The 20,960-nt window shown below is 68.7% G+C and carries 21 protein-coding genes; 14 read left to right on the plus strand and 7 right to left on the minus strand.

Annotation, left to right across the window (positions count from 1 at the left end; all coding sequences use genetic code 11):
• The first annotated feature begins 27 nt into the window (after positions 1-27).
• A complete protein-coding gene (locus EES48_RS07930) occupies positions 28-582 on the plus strand; it encodes a cytochrome b (RefSeq protein WP_122465863.1) in 555 nt (184 codons plus the stop codon).
• Positions 579-1,499, plus strand: coding sequence for an L-threonylcarbamoyladenylate synthase (locus tag EES48_RS07935; protein ID WP_122465864.1), 921 nt, complete (start codon positions 579-581; stop codon positions 1,497-1,499). Before EES48_RS07930 ends, EES48_RS07935 begins: the two co-directional genes overlap by 4 nt.
• A 9-nt stretch (positions 1,500-1,508) precedes the next feature.
• On the opposite strand, the gene EES48_RS07940 is transcribed toward EES48_RS07935, so the two are convergent.
• Positions 1,509-2,825: a metal-dependent hydrolase family protein gene (locus tag EES48_RS07940; protein WP_122465865.1), complete on the minus strand. Its 1,317-nt coding sequence runs from the start codon at positions 2,823-2,825 to the stop codon at positions 1,509-1,511.
• Between the two features lie 126 nt (positions 2,826-2,951).
• Between EES48_RS07940 and EES48_RS07945 the strand changes: the two genes are divergently transcribed.
• Both EES48_RS07945 and EES48_RS07950 read left to right on the plus strand, forming a co-directional pair.
• Positions 2,952-3,641, plus strand: coding sequence for a murein L,D-transpeptidase catalytic domain-containing protein (locus tag EES48_RS07945; RefSeq protein ID WP_122465866.1), 690 nt, complete (start codon positions 2,952-2,954; stop codon positions 3,639-3,641).
• 136 nt (positions 3,642-3,777) lie between these two features.
• Positions 3,778-4,635, plus strand: a complete 858-nt coding sequence (locus EES48_RS07950; RefSeq protein WP_122465867.1) for a glycosyltransferase — start codon at positions 3,778-3,780, stop codon at positions 4,633-4,635.
• Positions 4,636-4,648: 13 nt separating this feature from the next.
• Here EES48_RS07950 and purD read toward each other — a convergent pair whose 3' ends face one another.
• From purD to EES48_RS14835, 3 genes are read right to left on the minus strand one after another with little or no spacing between them, the layout of a single operon-like run.
• Positions 4,649-5,920, minus strand: coding sequence for a phosphoribosylamine--glycine ligase (gene purD / locus EES48_RS07955; protein WP_122465868.1), 1,272 nt, complete (start codon positions 5,918-5,920; stop codon positions 4,649-4,651).
• A gap of 48 nt (positions 5,921-5,968) precedes the next feature.
• Positions 5,969-6,493 carry a hypothetical protein gene (locus tag EES48_RS07960; protein ID WP_122465869.1) on the minus strand — a complete coding sequence of 175 codons (525 nt, stop codon included), beginning with the start codon at positions 6,491-6,493 and terminating at the stop codon, positions 5,969-5,971.
• 16 nt (positions 6,494-6,509) lie between these two features.
• A complete protein-coding gene (locus tag EES48_RS14835) occupies positions 6,510-6,716 on the minus strand; it encodes a hypothetical protein (RefSeq protein ID WP_162998077.1) in 207 nt (68 codons plus the stop codon).
• Between the two features lie 34 nt (positions 6,717-6,750).
• On the opposite strand from EES48_RS14835, the gene xseA reads away from it, so the two are divergent.
• Entirely contained in the window at positions 6,751-8,361 is a 1,611-nt protein-coding gene (xseA, locus tag EES48_RS07965; protein ID WP_122465870.1) for an exodeoxyribonuclease VII large subunit, read from the plus strand.
• A gap of 26 nt (positions 8,362-8,387) precedes the next feature.
• Positions 8,388-8,585, plus strand: coding sequence for a DUF2093 domain-containing protein (locus tag EES48_RS07970; RefSeq protein WP_122465871.1), 198 nt, complete (start codon positions 8,388-8,390; stop codon positions 8,583-8,585).
• 3 nt (positions 8,586-8,588) lie between these two features.
• Here the strand turns inward: EES48_RS07970 and recN are convergent, their stop codons facing one another.
• Both recN and EES48_RS07980 read right to left on the minus strand, forming a co-directional pair.
• Positions 8,589-10,283 (minus strand): DNA repair protein RecN, encoded by a 1,695-nt coding sequence (recN, locus tag EES48_RS07975; RefSeq protein WP_122465872.1) that lies wholly within the window; start codon positions 10,281-10,283, stop codon positions 8,589-8,591.
• Positions 10,284-10,392: 109 nt separating this feature from the next.
• On the minus strand, positions 10,393-11,232 hold the full coding sequence (locus tag EES48_RS07980) for an outer membrane protein assembly factor BamD (RefSeq protein ID WP_122466206.1): 840 nt from the start codon (positions 11,230-11,232) through the stop codon (positions 10,393-10,395).
• A 212-nt stretch (positions 11,233-11,444) separates the two neighbouring features.
• Between EES48_RS07980 and EES48_RS07985 the strand changes: the two genes are divergently transcribed.
• The 8 genes from EES48_RS07985 (at position 11,445) to EES48_RS08020 (ending at position 20,221) form a co-directional block, all read left to right on the plus strand.
• On the plus strand, positions 11,445-12,380 hold the full coding sequence (locus EES48_RS07985; protein ID WP_122465873.1) for a ribose-phosphate pyrophosphokinase: 936 nt from the start codon (positions 11,445-11,447) through the stop codon (positions 12,378-12,380).
• 97 nt (positions 12,381-12,477) lie between these two features.
• Positions 12,478-13,635: a hypothetical protein gene (locus tag EES48_RS07990; RefSeq protein WP_205679404.1), complete on the plus strand. Its 1,158-nt coding sequence runs from the start codon at positions 12,478-12,480 to the stop codon at positions 13,633-13,635.
• A 136-nt stretch (positions 13,636-13,771) separates the two neighbouring features.
• Entirely contained in the window at positions 13,772-14,482 is a 711-nt protein-coding gene (locus EES48_RS07995) for a 50S ribosomal protein L25/general stress protein Ctc (protein WP_122465874.1), read from the plus strand.
• A gap of 119 nt (positions 14,483-14,601) precedes the next feature.
• A complete protein-coding gene (gene pth, locus EES48_RS08000) occupies positions 14,602-15,219 on the plus strand; it encodes an aminoacyl-tRNA hydrolase (protein WP_122465875.1) in 618 nt (205 codons plus the stop codon).
• Between the two features lie 91 nt (positions 15,220-15,310).
• Positions 15,311-16,891, plus strand: coding sequence for an exopolysaccharide biosynthesis polyprenyl glycosylphosphotransferase (locus EES48_RS08005; protein ID WP_240623276.1), 1,581 nt, complete (start codon positions 15,311-15,313; stop codon positions 16,889-16,891).
• Positions 16,891-18,339 (plus strand): oligosaccharide flippase family protein, encoded by a 1,449-nt coding sequence (locus EES48_RS08010; RefSeq protein ID WP_122465876.1) that lies wholly within the window; start codon positions 16,891-16,893, stop codon positions 18,337-18,339. Before EES48_RS08005 ends, EES48_RS08010 begins: the two co-directional genes overlap by 1 nt.
• Positions 18,339-19,265 (plus strand): glycosyltransferase family 2 protein, encoded by a 927-nt coding sequence (locus tag EES48_RS08015; protein ID WP_122465877.1) that lies wholly within the window; start codon positions 18,339-18,341, stop codon positions 19,263-19,265. The genes EES48_RS08010 and EES48_RS08015 overlap by 1 nt, the downstream gene beginning before the upstream one ends.
• Complete coding sequence (locus EES48_RS08020; protein WP_122465878.1) at positions 19,262-20,221, plus strand: glycosyltransferase family 2 protein; 960 nt, start codon at positions 19,262-19,264, stop codon at positions 20,219-20,221. Before EES48_RS08015 ends, EES48_RS08020 begins: the two co-directional genes overlap by 4 nt.
• Here EES48_RS08020 and EES48_RS08025 read toward each other — a convergent pair.
• Complete coding sequence (locus EES48_RS08025) at positions 20,218-20,919, minus strand: P-loop NTPase family protein (protein WP_122465879.1); 702 nt, start codon at positions 20,917-20,919, stop codon at positions 20,218-20,220. The two genes, EES48_RS08020 and EES48_RS08025, sit on opposite strands and share 4 nt — an antisense overlap.
• Between the last annotated feature and the right edge of the window lie 41 nt (positions 20,920-20,960).

Raw genomic sequence — 20,960 nt, forward strand, 5'->3', positions numbered from 1 at the left:
GCCTCTGACGTCACGGAAAGGAAGATCATGGCCGTCGCCGAACGAGGACCGCGCTACTCGACCGTCAGCCTGATCCTGCACTGGGTCATCGCCGTGCTGGCCGTCGCCCAGATCCTGCTGATCTCGGCCTCCGATCAGGAGGGGCCCAATCAGGGTCTGTGGATGATGCTGCACAAGTCGGGCGGCGTGACGATCCTGATCCTGACGCTGGTCCGTATCGGCTGGCGGCTGAAGCACCCGGCCATCCCCCTGCCCGCCACCACGCCGCGCTGGCAAAGGCTCGCGGCGCGGACGACCCATGTGCTGTTCTACGCCGTCCTGCTGATCATGCCGCTGACCGGCTGGATCGCCGGATCGGCGGCCGGGCGAGGGTTTGAGTACTATGGGCTGTTCGACTTCCCGCTGCTGCCCATCGGCGGCGGACGCGAGACGGCGGGGCTTATGATGGACATCCACGGCGCGGTGGTGAAGGGCCTGTATGTGCTGATCGCCCTGCATGTGCTGGGCGCGCTGAAGCACCAGTTCGTCAATCGCGACGGGGTGCTGGCGCGCATGATCCCCTTCCTGCCCGCCCGCCGATGACGCCATCGCCTCTGGCCATGGCCGCCGCGGCCCTGAGGGCCGGCCATCTGGTCATCCTGCCGACCGAAACGGTGTATGGTCTGGGCGCGGACGCCACAAATGCTGATGCCGTGGCCGCGATCTTCGAAGCCAAAGGGCGCCCGCGCTTCAATCCGCTGATCTCGCACGTCGCGGATCTGGAGCGGGGCGAGCAAATCGCCGTGTTCGACGACCGCGCTCGCACCCTGGCCAAGGCGTTCTGGCCGGGTCCTCTGACGTTGGTGTTGCCGTCGCGACCGGACAGCCCCGTCAGCGACCTCGCCCGCGCGGGATTGGACAGCGTGGCGGTGCGTGTCCCCGGGCACCCCCTGGCGCGAAAGCTTCTGTCAATGGTTGATCGGCCCGTGGTGGCCCCCTCGGCCAATCGCTCGGGGCGTCCTAGCCCGACCACCTTCGCCGACGCCCTGGCGGAGACCGGCGTCTCCGCGCGCGCCGCGCTTGACGGCGGGCCTTGCGAGGTGGGGCTGGAGAGCACTGTGGTGTCGCTGCTGGACGGATCGCCGGCGCTCCTCCGTCCCGGGTCGGTGACTCGCGCCGATCTGGAAGCCGTGATCGGACCGCTGGCCGATCGCCCCGAAGAGGGCCGCCGCTCGCCTGGGCGACTGGCGCTGCACTACGCTCCGGAGGCGCCGGTGCGGCTGAACGCGACCGAGGCGGGCGAGGGAGAAATCCTGCTTGGCTTCGGACCGGTCGGACCGGGACGCTGGAGCCTCAGCGAGGCCGGCGACCCACGCGAGGCCGCCTCCAATCTGTTTTGCCTGCTGCGCGCGGCGGATCGCGAGACGCCTCGCGCCATCGTCGTGGCGCCCATCCCCGGCGACGGCCTGGGCGAGGCCATCAACGATCGGCTGAAGCGCGCCGCCGGCTTCGTGGGCTGACCGTCGACGTCACTCGTCGCGATACACCTCGCCGCCCTTCATCACGAAGGTCACGCGCTCCAGCTCGGTGACGTCGCTGAGCGGATCACCCGCGACGGCGATGAGGTCGGCGGGCATGCCGGGCGCTAGGCGACCCGCGCGGTCCTGGATCTGCAGGTGCTCTGCGGCCCCGATCGTGGCGGCCTGGATGGCCTCCAGTGGCGTCAGGCCGGCCCGGACCAGCAGAGCGAACTCCTGGGCGTTGTCGCCGTGGGCCGAGACGCCCGTGTCGGTGCCGAAAGCGATCCGCACGCCACCCTCATGCGCGCGCCGGGCCATGTCGAGCATTTTCGGCCCCGCCTCCAGCGCCTTGGCGGTCTGGTTGGGGGTGAAGAAGTTGTCCGGACCCGAGGCGATGCGCGCCACGAAGTCCCCGGCCAGCAGCGTCGGCACCAGCCAGGCGTCATGCTGGCGGAACAGGCCAATCGAGTCGTCGTCCAGATAGGTGCCGTGCTCGATCGAATCGCCGCCGGCGGCGAGGAAGGCGTTGATGCCGTCGGCTCCGTGGGCGTGGGCGGTGACCTGGCGGCCCATGCGGTGCGCCACCTCGACGATCGAACTTAGTTCGTCCTGGGTGAACTGCTGGGCAAGACCCGCGGCGGTATTGGACAGGACACCGCCGGTGGCGGTGATCTTGATGATGTCGGCCCCGGCCCGGACCTGGAGCCGAACGGCGCGGCGGCAGTCCTCCGGTCCCGAACAGACGCTCTCGGGCGACAGCAGGTGCATGATGTCGTCGCGATAACCGTTGATGTCGCCATGTCCGCCGTGGACCGACACCGACGAGCCCGAGGCGATGATGTTCGGCCCCGCCACGTCGCCGCGCCGGACTGCATCCCTGAGCGCGAAGATGGCCTCATTGGCTGCGCCCAGATCAACCACGGTGGTGAAACCGGCCTCAAGCGTTTTCCTCGCGTATCCAGCGCCGATCATGGCCTGATCGGCGTTCGACCAGGTCACTTCCTGGAGGCGCGCATTGGGGTTCTGCTGGCCGGTCAGATGGACGTGGCTGTCGATCAGTCCCGGCATGACAAACGAGTCGCGCAGGTCGACGATCCGGCCCTCACCGACGAAGCCGTCGCGCACTTCGGCGATCTGGTTCCCCCTGATCACGAGAGTTTTATCACGTTCGACGGTCCCCCCGGCGGGGTCCAGCAGGACACGACCAACCTGAACGTAGAGATCGCCGATCGACGACGGAGCACCTTGCGGCGCGGGGGTTTGACGGGCCTCGGCCGCCGTGGTCATCGCCAGTACGGCCGCGAAAGCCAGCGCGATACGCATCATCTGTGGTGCCTCCCCAATGTCGCCGCACCTTAGCCCAGCCCGCGCCATCGCCAAGGCTCAGGTTGAATTCCAATCCTGTGTCGGAAACAAATGGACACAGTTGAGTAGCTTGCCGGGGATTACTGCATGAAGCTGTCGCGACGCGGCGCCGTTCTGGGCGCCCTCTCCCTCGGCGCCTGTGCGCCGGTGGCCAAGATGTCCGAGCCCGTCTCGCTGGCCGCCACGCCCAACGCCGCCTCGGTTTCGCCCAGACGTCTCGCGCTCGCCACCCAACCCTTGATGACGCCGCCGCTGGATGTCGCGCGCAAGGTGCGGCCTGAATTGATGAGCCGCGCCATGGCCGCCCTGGACATCCACTCCAGTCGGATCCCCAACCGCGACCGCATGTATCTGGTCGATTTCAGCCGGCACTCCGCCGAGGAGCGGCTGTACGAGGTCGATCTGGTCGGCGGGCTGGTCCACGCCTTCCGTACCTCGCACGGCAAGGGATCGGATCCGGCCCATACCGGCTATGCGCGCGATTTCTCCAACACGATGGACTCGCACATGTCGTCGGTGGGCTCGTTCGTTTCGGCCGGCGCGGGCTGGGGTCCCGAGCAGGGGCCGAACGTGCTGCTGGACGGATTGGAGCACACCAACAACGCCGCCCGCGAGCGCGCCATCATCGTCCACGGAGCGGACTACGCCGAGCCCTCCGTCGTCGAACAGCAGGGCAAGCTGGGCCGCTCATACGGCTGCTTCTCCACGGCCCACGCCGACCTCCAGACCCTGCGCGACCGCATGGGCGAGGGCCGCCTCCTGTTCGCCTGGGCGTAGCGCTCGAGTTGTATCGAGCCCCGCATGGCGAAATCGGCCGACTTTACTCTAGCCGGGACCATCGTCACCAGATCAGGCGGAAGTCTTCGACAGCCGCGGGACTTGCCCCTTGCGTTGCGACCGGCAATGGGTTGGCATGAACCCGGTTCTCGTCATCGTCCGATTCAACCTGGAGCGCGCCAGCTGGTTCAGGATAGGCCGCCAGCCCGGTTACCGCGAACGGCTCTATAACCCGCAGCGGCTGGAACGTCGTCAGGCGCTGTTTGAGGACGTGACGCTGTCCAGCCTTCTGGGTCAAAGTCAGTCGCTCGATCCTTCATGGTTTCGCCTGCTGGTGATGACGTCTGACGCTCTGCCTGACGACGCCCTTCTGGCCATGCGCCGGGCCTTGGATCCCCTTCCCTGGGCGCGGCTGTTCCGCCTCGCGCCGGAGGCCCCGATGCGACCGCACGCACTGAGAGCGATCCGCGAGTTGATCCAGCGACCCGATGGCGCGCCGGATGATGAAACCCCATACGCCACTGTGCGGCTGGACGACGACGACGCGCTGGCTCGGCCATTTCTCGAGTGGCTCGATCCGCATATCCGCGTCGAGCATCGAGATCACTTCGTCACCTTTCCAAATGGGATCGCCGGTCATCTGGAGGATTCCAACCGGTTCAGCCGCTTCAACCGTTTGCGTTACCGCTGCGTCTCCGCCGGACTTGCCCACATCGGAGTGGCGCAGACGATAACTGGTGAACCCTCCAGCACGCTTGCGCAGGTGTACGAAGGCGGCGCTCATCAGAAGGTGGACCAGCGCCATCCCACCTTGGTTGATGAGCGTGGCCCCGCCTATTTGCGAACCCTTCATGCCGATCAGTCGAGCGGCAATCAGGGGCGGTCGATCTATCATCGCGGGCAGGAACTTGACCCCACTCAGGTCGCATTGGCGCTGACCTTGCCGCCCGCACGATTACCGGAGCGAGACCAGTCCTCGGCTTCACCTGCGTGAAACTGGCCTACGATCAGCGCTCCAGCGCCCGCCAGCCGATGTCAGTCCGATTGAAGCCGCCGGGCCAGTCTATGGCCCGCACAGCAGCGTAGGCGCGCTCACGGGCCTGCCCGATATCGTCGCCCAGAGCGCAGACGTTCAGCACCCGCCCCCCGGCCGCCGCCAGCGATCCGTCCGGCTTTCTCGTCGTTCCGGCGTGGAAGACCTGCACATGCGGCCCGAAGTCTTGGTCGGCCCCCCGGATGATCGAGCCTTCCAGCGGACTGTCCGGATAGCCCTTGGCCGCCATGACCACGCAGATGGCCGTTTGGTTGAGGAACTTCGGTTCCGGCAGGCGACCCAGATCACCCTCGGCGCAGGCTTTGAGATAAGGCACGATGTCCGACGCCAGACGCATCATCAGCACCTGGCATTCCGGATCGCCGAAGCGGGCGTTGAACTCCACCACCTTCGGCCCGTCCGCCGTGGCCATCAGCCCGGCGTACAGCACCCCACGATAGGGCGAACCCTCTTTCGCCATGCCCTTCAGCGTCGGCTCCACGATCCGTTCACGCGCCGTCTCGACCAGACCGTGATCGAACACGGGCGCCGGGGTATAGGCCCCCATGCCGCCGGTGTTGGGTCCCATGTCGCCGTCATAGGCGCGTTTGTGGTCCTGCGCTCCGCCGAACAGCAGCGCGCGATGCCCGTCGGTCAAGGCGAACAGAGAGCCCTCTTCGCCGTCCATGAATTCCTCGATCACCACCCGCGCCCCGGCCTGGCCGAATCGGCCACCCAGCATGCGTTCGACCTCGGCCTCGGCGTCGGCGCGGTCAGGACTGATGGCCACGCCCTTGCCGGCGGCCAAGCCGTCGGCCTTGATCACATAGGGCGGCCTGAAGACGTCCAGCGCCTGCCGCGCCTCGCCCAGCGTCTCGTAGACGCCATAGCCGGCCGAGGGGATGTCGTGGCGCTCCATGAAGGCTTTTGCGAAGGCCTTAGATGTCTCCAGCCGCGCAGCCGCCTGGGTCGGCCCGAAGCAGGGAATATTTGCTCGCGCCAGCTTGTCGGCCAGGCCTTTCTCGAGCGCGGCTTCCGGCCCGACAACCACCAAATCGGCCGCCATCTCTCGCGCCAATGCCACAAGGCCGTCAACGTCGTCGGCCTTGACGGCGCGGAGTTGCGCCACCTTGCCGATGCCGGGATTGCCCGGCGCGCACACCAGATCAGTCACCAGGGGCGATTGGCTGATCTTCCAGGCCAGGGCGTGTTCGCGGCCGCCCGATCCGACGAGCAGGATCTTCATGAGGCGGCAATGACCGGCCCGAATGGACCGGTCAAGCCGCAGGCGTCCTCAGACGGCGGGGGGCGTCGTCTCATTGGCGCCGGGATTCGCGCCAAGCGCGGCGTTGGGCGAGGTTGGCGCCATGACGGTCGTCCCCGTCGGCGCGGCGCCGGTCCAGGCCGGCAGGGCCTGAAGCTGTTCGGCCGTCAAATTGGTCTGCAGATCAATTTCACCGGCGGCGTCGCGGTGCGAACGGACCTGGCCGATAGGAACGACCACTTCAGGATCACCGGGCCCTTCAAGCTCAATGACCAGATGAGTGACCTGATTGTTCGCGTCGACGATCAAGGTCTCGACATCGCCCAAATCTGTCGTCTCAGCGGAGAGCAGGTCGGCGTCCTCCAGCTGTTCGCGGGTCATGCCCAGGGCGACGGCGGCCTGGGTGGTGGCGATATCGGCCGCGGTCTCATCGACGGGCTGGGTTTCGGCGCCCGGCGCCGGGGCCTGGACCACGTCGTCGTCGGTGTCGGAGCAGGCGGCGGCGCCCAGCATCAGGGCGGACAGGGCGGCGGCGGTCAGAAGTCGGGTGTTCATGGCTACTCCAGTGAGATCAGCCCAAAAGGGCGGAGGCGGCGAAGACGATGGCGGCAATCAGGGCGATGACCAGGATGATGGTCCAGGGGCTGGCCGTGGGCTGACGGCCGCGACGGGCGAGATCGTTCTCGCGGCGGTCGCGGTCTTCCGGATCGGTCCCTGGCGGATCGGCGGGCGGCATGAAGGGGCAACGGCGGCGCTTGAAGCCGGTTCCGATAGGCATTCCCTGGGCGCCTGCGACCGATTAGCATGGCGTCATGCCTCCTTCCGACGACTATGCCTTCGGTGGCTCTGCGGCTGCCGCGCCGGAGCCGGCCCGCCGCAACGACCAGCCGCTGTCGATTTCGGAGCTGTCCTTCGCCCTGAAGCGGACGCTGGAAGACCGGTTCGGTCACGTTCGATTGCGTGGCGAAGTGTCCAAGGTCAATCGCCACGGCTCAGGCCACGTCTATCTGACCCTGAAGGACGACAAGGCCTGTATCGACGGCGTGATCTGGAAGGGTCAGGTGCGCGGCCTGGCCGCCCAGCCGGAAATGGGGCTGGAGGTCATCGTCACTGGCAAGATCACCAGCTATCCGGCGCGGTCGTCCTACCAGATCGTCATCGAGACGATGGAGGTCGCGGGCGCCGGCGCGCTGTTGGCCCAGCTGGAGCGGTTGAAGGCGCGGCTGGCGGGCGAAGGTCTGTTCGAGCCGGCGAGAAAACGACCAATCCCTCGCTTTCCGGCCGTCGTCGGGGTGATCACCAGTCCCACGGGCGCGGTGATCCGCGACATCCTGCACCGGCTGTCCGAACGCTGGCCGTGCCGGGTCGTGATCTGGCCGGTCGTGGTTCAGGGCGAGCCGGCGGCTGGCCAGGTGGCGGCGGCGGTGCGCGGCTTCGACGCCCTGCCGGCGACAGGCGGTCCCATCCCCCGGCCGGACGTGGTGATCGTGGCGCGCGGCGGCGGCTCGGTCGAGGATCTGTGGCCGTTCAACGACGAGACCCTGGCGCGGACGGTGGCGGCGGCGTCCATCCCGATCATCTCGGCCGTGGGACATGAGACCGACACCACCCTGATCGACTTCGTGTCCGACCGGCGAGCGCCGACGCCGACGGGCGCGGCCGAAATGGCCACGCCCGTGCTGGCGGAATTGGCCGCCGGTCTGGCCGAACTCGACCGTCGCCTGATCGGAGCCGGCGGCCGGCTGGTCGAGGACCGGCGGACGCGGCTGAGATCGGTTGCGCGCGGTCTGCCGCCCCGGGCGCAGGATTTGCTGGCCCTGCCCAGCCAGCGGCTGGATCACGCCGCCAGCCGTCTGGGCGCGGCGCTGAACGCCAATGTGGCGGCGCATGAACGACGCTTTGCGGGCGCCGGGCCGCGCCTGAACCGGGCGCTGCTGGACCGGACTCTGGAACGCAAGGGCGAGCGACTGGAGGCGGTCGCGGCGCGCCTGCGTCCCGCCCTGACCGCGCGGGCGGCGCGCGATGAGAGACGGCTGCTGACCGTGACGGCCAAACTGTCGCCCGAACCGTTGCGGCGACGGCTGGATCAGCGGGCGGCGCGGCTGGAGGCGGTCGCGCTCAGATTGGACGCGGCCCTGCCCCGCCGTTTTGAAAAAGCGGAGGATCGGCTGATGGGGCTGGCGCGGGCGCTGGCGTCACTGGACCCGAAAAGGCCCCGCCACGGCTTCGCTCGGGTCGAGGACTCCGAGGGGCGTATGGTCGCATCAGCGGGCGCCCTGGCCCCCGGTCAGGCTGTCAGCCTGGTCTTCGATGACGGCCGACGCGGCGCGGTGATCGACGGCGCAGACGGCGCTCCCGCCACGCCCCGGACCCGTCCGAAGATCGAAAAGGCGCCGCCGCCGGAGCATGGCAAGCTGTTCTAGGCCGCCATCCGCGCTATATCCGGCCCATGAACGCCCACGATCCCGCCTCGATGGCCCAGCTTCATTATGGCGACGGCGATTTCGTCGTGCTCAAGCCCGGCCGGTATGTGCTGTGCGCCGTGACCGGCCGTCAGGTGCCGCTGGACGCCCTGCGCTACTGGAGCATAGAGCGCCAGGAAGCCTATGCAGGCCCGGAGGAGTTCAGGAAGGCGAACGGCGCCTGAAGCCTAGCCAATCAGAGCCTTGGCGGCGGCCCGCGCCGCATCGGTGACTTCGGCGCCGGCCAGCATACGGGCGATTTCCTCCAGACGCGGCGTGTCGTCGAGGACGGCGACGGCGGTCCGCATGGCGCCGGCGTCCTCGGCCTTGAGCACCTTCCAGTGGCTGCGGCCTTTGGCGGCGACCTGGGGGCTGTGGGTGACGACCAGCACCTGGGCGGTATCGGCCAGCCGCGCCAGGCGCAGTCCCACCGCCTCGGCCACAGCGCCCCCGACGCCCTGATCCACCTCGTCGAAGATCATCACCGGGCTCGAGCCCTCGCGCCCCGCCAGGGCCGCCTTTAGCGCCAGGGCGAAGCGGGCCAGTTCGCCGCCTGAGGCGATCGCGTCTATCGGACCGAAGGGCGCCCCTGGGTTGGTGGCGACCTGGAAGCGGACGGTTTCCGCGCCGTCCGGGCCGCGCCGCCCCTCGATCGGCTCCAGCGCGACCCTGAATCGGGCGCGCTCCAGCTTGAGCGGCGCCAGCTCGCCCTCGACGGCGATGGCCAGACGGGCCGCGCCACCGGCGCGGGCGCGGCTCAGTAGGGCGGCGGCCTCGTCGTAGTGGGCGCGGGCGGCCTCGACATCGGCGCGAGCGTCCTTCAGCGCCTGCTCGCCGTCCTCGATCAGGCGCAGCTGGTCGGCGATGCGGCGGCGCGCGGCCGGCAGGGTCTCCACAGCGACGTTCAGGCGGCGGGCGGCAGCGCGCAGGGCGAACAGCCGCTCCTCGGCCTTGTCCAGACGGCCGGGATCAAAGTCGAAGGCGTCGGCGGCCTGATCGACCGCGGCGACGGCCTCAGTGGCCTCGACCAGGGCGCGGTCCACGGCTTCGGCGGCCGTGGTGAGACGCTGGATCACCGGATGATCGGGTTCGGCCCCAGACTGCACCGCCTTCTGACGGGCATGATCGACGGCGCGGAAGGCGGCCGCCAGTTTCTGCGACAGCGCATCTCCGCCCAGCAGGTCACGCGCCTGGGACAGGTCGGCCAGGGCCTTTTCCGCCGCGCCGAGAATGGCCCGCTCGCCGGCCAGGGCCTCCTCCTCGCCCTCGCGCGGGTCGAGGCGGTCCAGTTCCTCCAGATCAGCGCTCAACTCGTCACGACGCAAGGCGGCCTCGGCGGCGCGCGCGGTCAGGGCCTGAAGCTCACCTTCGGCGACGCGGAGCCGCTCATGACCCGAGCGCACGGCCGAGACCTCGGCCGCCAGACCGCCATAGGCGTCGAGCATGCCGCGATGGGTGCGGGGGTCGAGCAGGCCGATGGTCTCATGCTGGCCATGCACCTCGACCAGACGGCGGCCGAGATCGCGCAGGGCGGTGACGCCGGCCGGCTGGTCGTTGACCCAGGCGCGGCTGCGCCCGTCCGCTGAGATGGCGCGGCGCAGAATCAGGGGTTCGCCCGGCTCAACAGTGAAACCACCCTCATCGAGCGCCTCGATCAGGTCGGGGGGAAAAGGGCCGGCGAATTCGGCAGTGGCTTGAGCCTGTTTCGCGCCCGAACGCACCAGTCCGGCGTCACCGCGCGCGCCCAGCGCCATGCCCAGCGCATCCAGGATGATCGACTTCCCCGCCCCAGTCTCGCCGGTCAGCACCGTCAGACCGGGATCGAGGTCGAGATCGAGCGCCTCGACCAGCACTACGTCGCGGATCGACAGGGCGGTCAGCATGGCCGCCTCGCCTCAGGTCCGGTCAGTTGATTCGCGGCCGCGCGCCTCATGTCCTGTGATTGCGGCCAGACGCCGCGTGGGACAAGAGTGAGAAGTCCGAAACGGCCGCTCAGCCCGGCAGGATGCGCTGCAGCCAATTTTCCCGCGGGCCCTCGGGTTCCTGACCTGGGCGCGCGCCTTCGTTGGTCAGCAGAACATAGGCGTCGCGGTACCAGGGGCTGCCCGGATAGTTGTGACCCAGGACCGCGCCATTGCGGGTGGCCTCGTCCTTAAGGCCCAGGGTCAGATAGACCTCGACCAGACGATACAGGGCTTCAGCCGCGTGCGAGGTGCGCTGGAATTCGGGATTCTCGATAACAGTCCGGTAGCGCCCAATGGCGGCCAACGGCTGGTTCTGGCGCTGATACCAGCGGCCCACGGTCATCTCCTTGCCGGCCAGCTGGTCGTTGACCATGTCGATCTTGACCATGGCGTCCGAGGCGTAGGCCGTGCCCGGATAGCGCCGCGCCACGTCGCGAAGCGCCAGCAGCGCCTGCCCGGAGGCGGCCTGATCGCGCCCGACGTCGACGATCTGCTCGAAGTAGCAGGTCGCCCGCATGTAGTAGGCGTAGCTGGCCGACGGGCTGCCGGGATAAAGCTGGATGAAGCGATCGGCGGCGGCGATGGCGTCCTGATAGTCCCCGCCCTGATAGAAGGCGTAGATTTGCATCAGGATCGCGCGACGCGACCATTCGGAGAACGGGTGCTGCCGCTCGACTTCCTGGAAATACTGGACCGCGTCGTCCCAGCGACCGCGCTCAAGACGTTGATACCCCGTGTTGTACAGCAGCTCGACGGGCCGTTCCTCGTAGGCGAGGCGCGGGCGATCGCGCCCGGCGCACGCGGAGAGGGCAACGGACGCTGCAAGGGCGACGACAAGCGTGGCGGCGCCGGTGCGGGACGACTTCAGGAACAAAGGCTCTAACCCCAAGACTCGCGTGACCTCCTCGTGGCGCGCGCGGAACGCGGCGAGGCCGTGGAGGGCTTCTACACCGCGAACCGCGGCGGTCACAATCCGCGTCCTGGCGTGATTAACCGCCCGACCCGCGCTTGCCCCACGCGCCTGCGCTGTTAGAAGCGCGCCCAGACACAGGTCGATGACGGCAAAAGGATGACCCGGCGATGAAGCTGCTTTCGGGCAACGCGAACCGGACCCTGGCCCAGGGCATCGCCGATCACCTCGACATGCCGCTGACCCGCGCCCAGGTGAAGCGCTTCGCCGACAATGAAGTGTTCGCGGTCATCGAGGAGAACGTCCGCGGCGAGGACGTCTTCGTCATCCAGTCGACCAGCTATCCCGCCAACGACAACCTGATGGAGCTGCTGATCATCACCGACGCCCTGGTGCGGGCGTCGGCCAAGCGGATCACGGCGGTGATGCCCTATTTCGGCTATGCGCGACAGGACCGGAAGACCGGGGGGCGGACGCCCATCTCGGCCAAGCTGGTGGCCAATCTGATCACGCGGGCGGGCGCCGATCGAGTGCTGACCATGGATCTGCACGCCGGACAAATCCAAGGCTTCTTTGACATTCCGACAGATAACCTGGTGGCGACCCCGGTGCTGGCCGACGATATCCGGCGTGAGTATCGCGACACCTCGGACCTGATGATCGTGTCGCCCGACGTCGGCGGCGTCGTTCGGGCCCGATCGCTGGCCAAGCGGCTCGACGCCGATCTGGCCATTGTCGACAAACGCCGCGCCAAGGCGGGCGAGAGCGAGGTGATGAACATCATCGGCGATGTCGAGGGCCGTCGCTGCATCCTGTTCGACGACATCGTCGATTCGGGCGGAACCCTGGTGAACGCCGCCAAGGCGCTGGTCGATAAGGGCGCCACCGAGGTGTCGGCCTACATTAGCCACGGCGTGCTGTCCGGCCCCGCCGTCCAGCGAATCACCGATGGGCCCCTCAAGCAGTTGGTCATCACCGACTCGATCGAGCAGCCGCACGAAGTCAATGAATGCAAGCAGATCCGACAGGTTGGCGTGGCGCCACTCATCGGCGAGGCGATCCGCCGCATCGCCAATGAGGAGTCGGTATCAAAACTGTTTGATTAACGGTCGGATAACCAGTTTCCGCGCGCTATGGTAACCCAATTGCGCGCGTCTGGGCGGGGCGGCGCGCGAACCCTGATGTTCTGAGGAAAGCGCCCTGATGCCATCCTTCTCCCTGCGTCGCGGCGCATCGCTCGCGGTTCTGCTGTCGGCCATGCTGCTGGCCAGCTGCGAAACTCCGCCCGAGCCCGAGCCGCCCGCGCCGCCTCCGCCTCCACCGCCTGTGCCGGCGGTGATGCTGAACTCCGGCATCGCCGATGCGGCCGCGACCTACGTCACCTTCATCCGCGATGTCCGCACCCTTCAGCCCGGCTTCCAGAGCGAGATGGCGATCCAGGAGGCCATGCGCCGCGGATCGGCCTGGTCGCCGGAGCAACTGTCGCGGGGCATGATCGCCTATGGCGCCGTGATCGCGCTGCAGTCCCAGGACTTCGTCTCGGGCGTGCGCACCTATGCCGCAGACGAAACGACACGCCGCAACGTCATCGACCAGATCGTGCGCGACCCAGCCTATGCGGCTCAACTGCCGGGCGCCGCCGAGGCGGCCGGTCTGGTCACCCAGACGTTGAATCAGGATTACGTCGCCATCGCCGCCATCGGCGAGGCGATGGAGGAAGACGCCTACACCATTCAGGAGCGCGACGATCCCCGGCGGTCGTGGGCGGTCCAGCACATCGCGGACCGGGAAGGCCGCCTCGAAGCCGTTAGGTCGGTGAGCGGACGTCCCATTCTGCCTTCGGCGACCGAATCGGCGCGACTTCTGGCTGCGGGTAACGACGGGACGGGCCTGGGGCTCGGGACGGCGCGCAAGGGTCCTCCCTACACACCTGCCGTGGTGCGTTCGCTGGCCATCGCGGCGCTGTCGGCGCTGGGAGCGGCCGGCGAGGATTGGCGCGCCAATCATCTGGCTCTGACCGTTGAGCAGAACAACGAGTTCTGCCTGACCATGTCGAAGCTGAATCTCTACCAGTGCCTGGCGGCCTCGCGTCCGCACTATGAGGACATGTTCTGCGCCGGGCGCCATGTGGTGAAGGACATCGCCGTCTGTTCGAGCGCGGCGATCGGCCCTGGGCCGACGCCCATCGCGATCCCCGGCGTGACCACCGCCCCAAGTCCCGGCCCGGCCGGAGCGCCAGTGACGACCGAATCGTTGAACACCGCGCCGCCCGTAGCGGAGCCGGTTCCGCCCGAAGGACGCCCGGCCGAACCCGCCGTACCGTCGTCCAACGCGGTGCCGTACCAGCCCGGGCCGAACTGACGGAAGATCGCCCGCCTCGCGCGCAGTTGCGCGGGGCGGGCTTATCGTCTATGGACGCCGGCTCTGATTTCCGAGGGTTTATCCCCCGCCGCGTGACTGCTTGTCGATGCGGCGGTTTTGTTTTGAGGCGAGGCTGATGGCCGAGATCATTCTGAACGTCGACGTGCGCGAAGGCGTCGGCACCGGCGGCGCCCGCGCGGCCCGTCGCTCGGGCGCGGTTCCGGGCATCCTGTACGGCGGCGACAAGGCCCCGGTGGCGATCTCCGTGGACGAGAAGTCGTTCAAGAAGTCGCTCTACACCGGCAAGCTGCTGGGCCACCTGGTGACCCTGAAGTACGGTGACGAGACCCAGCCGGTCATCGCCAAGGACGTGCAGTTCGACCCGGTGTCGGACCGTCCGATGCACTTCGACCTGATGCGCGTCGACGAGAAGCAGACGATCAAGATCGACATCCCGGTCGTTTTCATCAACGAAGACCAGTGTGAGGCCTTCCGTCAGGGCGGCTCGCTGGAAATCGTGCGCCACACTGTCGAGATTCTGGTCCGCGCCGACCACATCCCCGAGACCCTGACCATCGACCTGGCCAAGCACAAGATGGGCGACACCATGCGCTGGTCAGACCTGGTGGGACTGCCTAAGGGCATCGAGCCGACCATCTCCGACCGCGACTTCGTGATCGCCTCGATCAAGACCTCCTCGGCCGCTAAGGCCGCCGACGAGATCGAGGAAGCCATCGCCGAGGAAGAGGCCGTCGCCGCCGAGGCCGCCGCCGCCGACGAGGTTCCGGCTACCGAGCAGACGAGCGAGGACGATCAGCCGGCCGCCGAGGACAAGGCCGAGGGCTGATCCCCTCTTCTTTCCCGCCGAACGATCAGCCCGCCCGGTCTCGCCGCGGCGGGCTTTTCGTTGCTCCAAATCCTATCGCGCGCTAGGTCCGGCGCACTCCGACAAAGGCGCATCCGCCCATGATCATCCTCGCGGGCCTCGGCAATCCCGGGCCGAAATACGCCGGCAACCGACACAACATCGGCTTCATGGCCATGGACGAGATCGCGCGACGCTGGCGCTTCGGGGCCGAGCGGGCAAAGTTTCAGTCCATCGCCAGCGAAGGAGAGATTGAGACCGCGTCCGGCCCCGTGCGCGCCCTGATGCTCAAGCCCCAGACCTTCATGAACGAGAGCGGCCGCGCCATCGGCGAGGCCATGCGCTTCTTCAAGCTGACGCCCGCCGACGTCATCGTCTTCTATGACGAGATCGACATGGCCCCCGGCCGCTTCCGCATGAAGACCGGCGGCGGCGCGGCGGGCCACAACGGCATCCGCTCGACCATCAGCCAGATCGGCGCCGACTTCCGGCGCGCCCGAATGGGGGTCGGCCATCCGGGCGAGGCGCATCTGGTCCACGGCCATGTGCTCAGCGACTTTCACAAGGCCGAGAAGCCCTGGCTGGACGCCCTAATCCAGGCGTGCGCCGACGCCCTGCCCTTTGCCGCGGCCGGCGACGACGACCGCTACCAAGCGGAGGTCATGAGACTGGCTCCGGCGCCGAAGTTCAGTCCGAGGCAGGCCGCGCGCGGCGAATAGGCCGCTTCTCCACCGCCCCGTCGATCGCCGTTAACCGGCCATCCACGGCGACACGGCATGGTGGCGTGGAATTTGCCGCGCAGAACGCACCATGTCCCGAACCGCTACCGCCAAGCTCGTCGATCCGTCCGCCTTCGACGCGGGAGCGGCCGTCGATGAGACGGCTCTGGATTCACGCGGCCTGCAAAAGATGGCGGCCGAGGCCGTGGCTCTTCCGAAGGGAGATGCGCGCCGCCGCGGCCCGTTCCGACCCGAAGTCTGGCTGAACGCCCGCGAAAAGGCGACGGCGCGACTATCGGCCTTCTATTTCCGACTGATCGACATTCTCGCGGTCGCATTGGTCACCGTCGTCTGCGCGCGTCTCAGCGAGCCCGGACCCTTGGCCGGGGTTCAGGTGGCGGAGGTCGCCCCCTTTGTCCTGGGGGCCATCCTGACACTGGCGGTGGCAAAATCGGCGGGCCTGTACCGGTTCGCGCGCGGGGCCCGGCTCGAGCGGCATTTCGCCATCCTCGCCGGCGCGGCGCTTGGCGGCGGCGCCGTAACGGCACTTAGTGGCCTGCTGCTCACCGGCGCCGGTTCTCCCTGGCACGGTTACCTGGTCTGGACCGGCGTGGTGATGGCTTGCCTTTATGGCCTGCATCTCGGCTGGACCGGCCTGGTCGATCGGTGGCGCAAGAGCGGCGCCCTGACGCCCAATGTGGTGGTGGTCGGAGCGACCAAGAACGCCGAGACCCTTATCCAGGAAGCGCTGGACCGTCGCGATCTGAACATCCTGGGCGTGTTCGACGACCGGCTGGCCCGGTCTCCCGAGACGCTGAAAGGCGTTCCCCTGCTGGGCGACGTCGACGCCCTGCTGGGCCACAAGATCACGCCCTACGTCGACCGCATCGTCATGGCGGTGGACCCCACGGCACGGTCGCGCGTCAAGGCGCTGACGGAAAGACTGGCGAGCCTGCCCAACGAGGTCACCCTGCTGGTCGAGACCTCAGAGCCGGGCGAGCGCAGCGCCGCGCTGAAGCGGCTGGCCGAGGCGCCGCTGGCGCCCATCGACGGCGTCGATCCCGATCGTCGCGCCTTTCACAAGCGGTTGCAGGATCTTGTGATCGGCGCTTTGGCCTTGGTTGCATTGACCCCGCTGCTGCTTGTGATCGGCCTGGCCGTGCGGCTGGACAGCCCCGGCCCCATGCTGTTCCGGCAGAAGCGCCACGGCTTCAATCAGGAAGAGATCGTGGTGTGGAAGTTCCGCACCATGCATCACGGCCGGGGCGACGACGCGGGTGTGCTCCAGGCGCGGCCCGGCGACGACCGCGTGACCCGCGTCGGTCGCTTCCTGCGCTCGACCAGCCTGGATGAGTTGCCCCAGCTGCTCAACGTGGTGCGGGGCGAGATGAGTCTGGTCGGACCCCGCCCCCACACGCCCGGCATGAAGACCGGCGAGGTCGAGTGCGCGCGTCTGGTCGCCGAGTACGCTCACCGCCACCGGATGAAGCCCGGCATGACCGGCTGGGCCGCCATCAAGGGCTCACGCGGGCCGCTGATGGACGCCGCCATGGTGCGCCGCCGGGTGCAGCTGGACATCGACTATATCGAGCGCCAGTCGTTCTGGCTGGACCTGTGGATCATGCTGGTCACCGTGCCGGTGCTGCTCGGCGACCGCTCGGCGGTGCGCTGATGTTTTGGCGGGGGGTGTGGGGCTATCTTCCGGCCAATGTGGTGCAGGGCGTGGTCGGGGTTCTGACCCTGATCGTCTTCACCCGCCTGCTGTCGGCCGAGGATTTCGGCCGTTACGCCATCGCCTATGCCATCCTCAGCCTGACGCACGTCGCCGTCTTCACCTGGCTGGAGGCGGCCATGGCCCGCTTCTGGGCGGCGGAGAACGAGGGCGGCGAGGGCATGGCGGCCCATTTCGCCAGCCTGTTCCGCGCCCTGTTCCTGCTGATGGCGGCCTTCATCCCCCTGGCCGGGCTGGTGATCTGGGCCATGCCCTGGGCGACGCCGCTGAAGCTGGCCATCGCCGCCGGCGTGATGGGCGTGCCGATCCGCTGCGTCATGCAGTTGGTCAAGGAGCGCTATCGGGCGGCCGGTGAGGTCGGCAAGGCCTCGGTTCTGGACATTGCGACCACCCTGGGCGGATTCGGCATCGGGGTCGGGTTCGCCATCGTCGGCGCGGGCGCGGCGTCGCCGTTGCTGGGCCTGCTGATCGCGCCGCTGGCCGCCCTGCCGTTCATTCTTCCCGGAGAACTGAAGACGGCGCGCGGCGGGAGGGTCGAGCCACAGCGGCTGCGCGGCTACGCCGTCTATGGCTATCCGATCGCGGCGTCTCTGGCCCTGACCCTGGTCCTCGCCTCGACCGACCGGTTCCTCCTGGCGGCCTTCATGGATGAGGCGGCGGTCGGCGCCTATCACGCGGCCTATTCCATCGCCAATCGGACACTGGACATCCTGTTCATCTGGCTGGGCGCGGCGGGCGGTCCGGCCCTTGTCATGGCGCTGGAGCGGGGCGGGCTGGAGAGGCTCAAGGAGGCCGCGCGCGAACAGGCGGCGTTCTTCGTGTTGCTGGGTCTGCCCGCGGCGGTGGGTGTGATGCTGGTGGCGAGGCCGCTCGCCGATGTGGTGCTGGGCGAGGAGCTGCGGGTGGCGGCGGCCGGCGTGACGCCTCTGGTGGCGCTGGCGGCGCTGTTCTCGGGCATGACCGCCTATTATTTCGGCCAGGCCTTCACCCTGGCCAAGAAGACCCGCCTCCTGCTGGTGGCCATGGGCGTCCCGGCGGTGGCCAACGTCATCCTCAATCTGGTCCTGATCCCCATCATGGGCGTGATGGGCGCGGCCCTGGCGACCGCACTCAGCCTGGCCATCGGCATGACCGCCACCATCCTGATCGGACGCCGCTTCCTGCCCCTGCCGATCCCGTGGACGACCCTGGGCCAGTGCGCCGTGGCTTGCGGCCTGATGGCGCTCGCAGTGTCGCTGTTGCCCTCCCAGGGCGGAATCATCGAATTGATCCTGAAGGCCTCGGTGGGCGCCGTGGTCTATGGCCTGACCACCTATGTCATGAACGCGGCGGGCATTCGGAGCGTGGTCACGCGTCGTCTTGCCGGCCTGCGCGAGGCCGCAGCGTGATGCGGCGCGGCGACAGCCCGGCGTGGAGAGCCGCCGAGCCGCGCCTGTCGGTGTTGATTCCCTTTCTGCGCGACGATCCGACCGCGCTGCTGGCGCTGCTTGATCGCGAGACGCCCGAGCTGCAAGACGCGGTCGAAGTGGTGCTGCTGGATGACGGCACCGGCGACGCCGACCTCACGGCGCGCCTGGAAGCCGTGGTCGCCGATCTGGCCCTGCCCGTTCGCCTGCTCTCCTCCCCGGACAATCTCGGTCGGTCGCGCGGCCGCAACCGCCTGACCGCCGAGGCGCGCGGGCGGCACTGGCTGTTTCTGGACAGCGACATGCGCCCGGACAGCCCCGACTTCCTCCAGACGTGGCTTGCCCTGGCCAAGATCGACGACCCCGCTGTGGCCTTTGGCGGCTTCTCCCTGGATCAGGCGCCGCATGAGCCCCGCACAGCCGTCCACCGCGCCATGGCCCTGCGTTCGGACTGCACGCCCGGTATTGAGCGCGCGCGCCAGCCGGAGAAGCACGTCTTCACCTCCAACCTGTTGGTCCGCCGCGACGTGTTCGAGGTCGAAGCCTTCGACGCCGACTTCGCCGGCTGGGGATGGGAGGATGTGGAGTGGGGCATGCGCGTCGCGCGGCGCTGGCCCATCGTCCACATCGACAATCCGGCGACCCACATGGGCCTCGACACCGTCGAGACCCTGGCCGCGAAATATGAGCAGTCCGCGGCCAACTTCGCCCGGGTCGCGGCCAAACACCCCGAGGTGGTCGCGACCTACCCCAGCTACCGCGCCGCCCGTCTGATCCGGCGCACGCCCGGTCACCGACTGGCCCGGCCGCTGTTCAAGGCCATCGCCATGCTGGACGTACTGCCGGATCCAGCCCGGGCCTTTTCGCTGCGCCTCTACCGCGCCGCCCTCTATGCGGAGGCGGTATGATCCCGCCCGCACACCCGGACGTCGCCGTCATCGTCCCGACCCTGCGCCGGCCCGATAGCCTGGAGCGGGCGCTGCGGTCGCTGATGGCGCAGACAGGCGTGGCCGATCGACTGCGAGAAATCGTGGTGGCGGACAACGACCCTGAGGGGTCGGCGCGAGGTCTGGTCGAAGGACTGGCGACTGAAAGCCCCGTCCCGGTTCTGTGGCGCCACGCGGCGGTCCCGGGCGTGGCCACGGCGCGCAACACCGGCTTGGCCGCCACCACCGCGCCGCTGATCGCCTTCCTCGACGATGACGAGGCGGCCGCACCCGACTGGCTGGCCCATCTTATCAGCGCGCACGAAACCCTCGGCGCCGATGTCACCTTCTCGCCGATCCGGGGCGTGACGCCCGAGGCGACCGGTTGGGCGCGGCCCTATCTGGATCGCTTCTTCGGCCGCGAGGGTCCCGCCGAGGACCAACTGATCGATGAGCCCTATGGCTGCGGGGCCAGCCTGATGACCCGCGCCACCGCCCTGCCCGGCCCTGCCCCGTTTGATGTCAGCGCCGACCAGACCGGCGGGGAAGACGACGCCCTGTTCACGGCCGTGCGCGCGCGCGGCGGCCGGTTCGGCTGGGCCGCGAACGCCTGGGTGGACGAATTTGCGCCGCCGCACCGCGCCACCCTCGGCTATGCTCTGCGCCGCGCCTTCGCCTATGGCCAGGGGCCCAGCCAGGAGGCTGCGCGCGAGCGGCGGCCGCTGGCGCTGATCAAATGGATGGCCGTCGGCGCGGTCCAGACCGCCGTGTTCGGTCTCAAGGCGGCCGCCCTGACCGTGCTCGCCCGACCCAGCCGCGCCGAGGCGCTGGACCGGGCCGCGCGGGGGTTGGGCAAGGTGCTGTGGATGCCGGGACTGGAGCCGCGCTTCTATGGGCAGGCCGAGATCGACCGGCTGGCGCGCGTCGCCGGTCGCTAACCCGCGGCGCGCCTGAGGAACGCCGGAGGCCGATAGGTCGTGCGGTTCATCACCGCCCCCGCGATGCGGCCGCCGACCGAAGTGATCTCGTCGCGCAGGGCCACGGGCGCCACCGCCTCGGTGGTCTCGGCCGCCACCACCAGGATCGACGCATCGACATAGGGCGCCAGCGTCAGGGCCAGGTCGGATCGTCCGGCGGCGGGAGAGTCGACGATCACCGTATCGGCGTGTCGGCGCAGGGCGTCCCAGTAGCGCGCCTCCGGAACCGCTTCGACGCGCTGACCTGACCGCAACAGGTCGGTGCGGAAGCGCGTCACCCACAATCGCCCGCCGAGGCAGGACCGCGCGGTCATCAGCCGGTGTGGGGCGATCGGACGCCCGTCCTTGCCAACCATGGGCGGATGCACGCCGAAAAAGGCCGAACCGTCGGGAGACGCGGCGGTTGGCTGACCCAGGCGTCCGAACCGGTCCGGCTCGGCCTCGACGGCCGCCTGCTGCCCCTGGCTCCACAGATCGGCATCGACCAGCCAGACGGGTTTTCGGGCGCGCACGGCGGCCAGGCGCGCGAACTCGCGGGCGACGGTGGAGGTCCCTTCCCCATCCCCGGCGGCCACGAACTGGAGCACGCGGCCGCGATGCGCCGGTGCGGCGCCGAGGGCGGTCCAAAGGCCCGCCATTTCCGCGGTCAGATCGACCATCGAATCGCCTAGCCCTTCACGAAACTGACCGACGCTACCAC

Source organism: Brevundimonas lutea, from assembly GCF_003704105.1.
Classification (GTDB): Bacteria; Pseudomonadota; Alphaproteobacteria; order Caulobacterales; family Caulobacteraceae; genus Brevundimonas; species Brevundimonas lutea.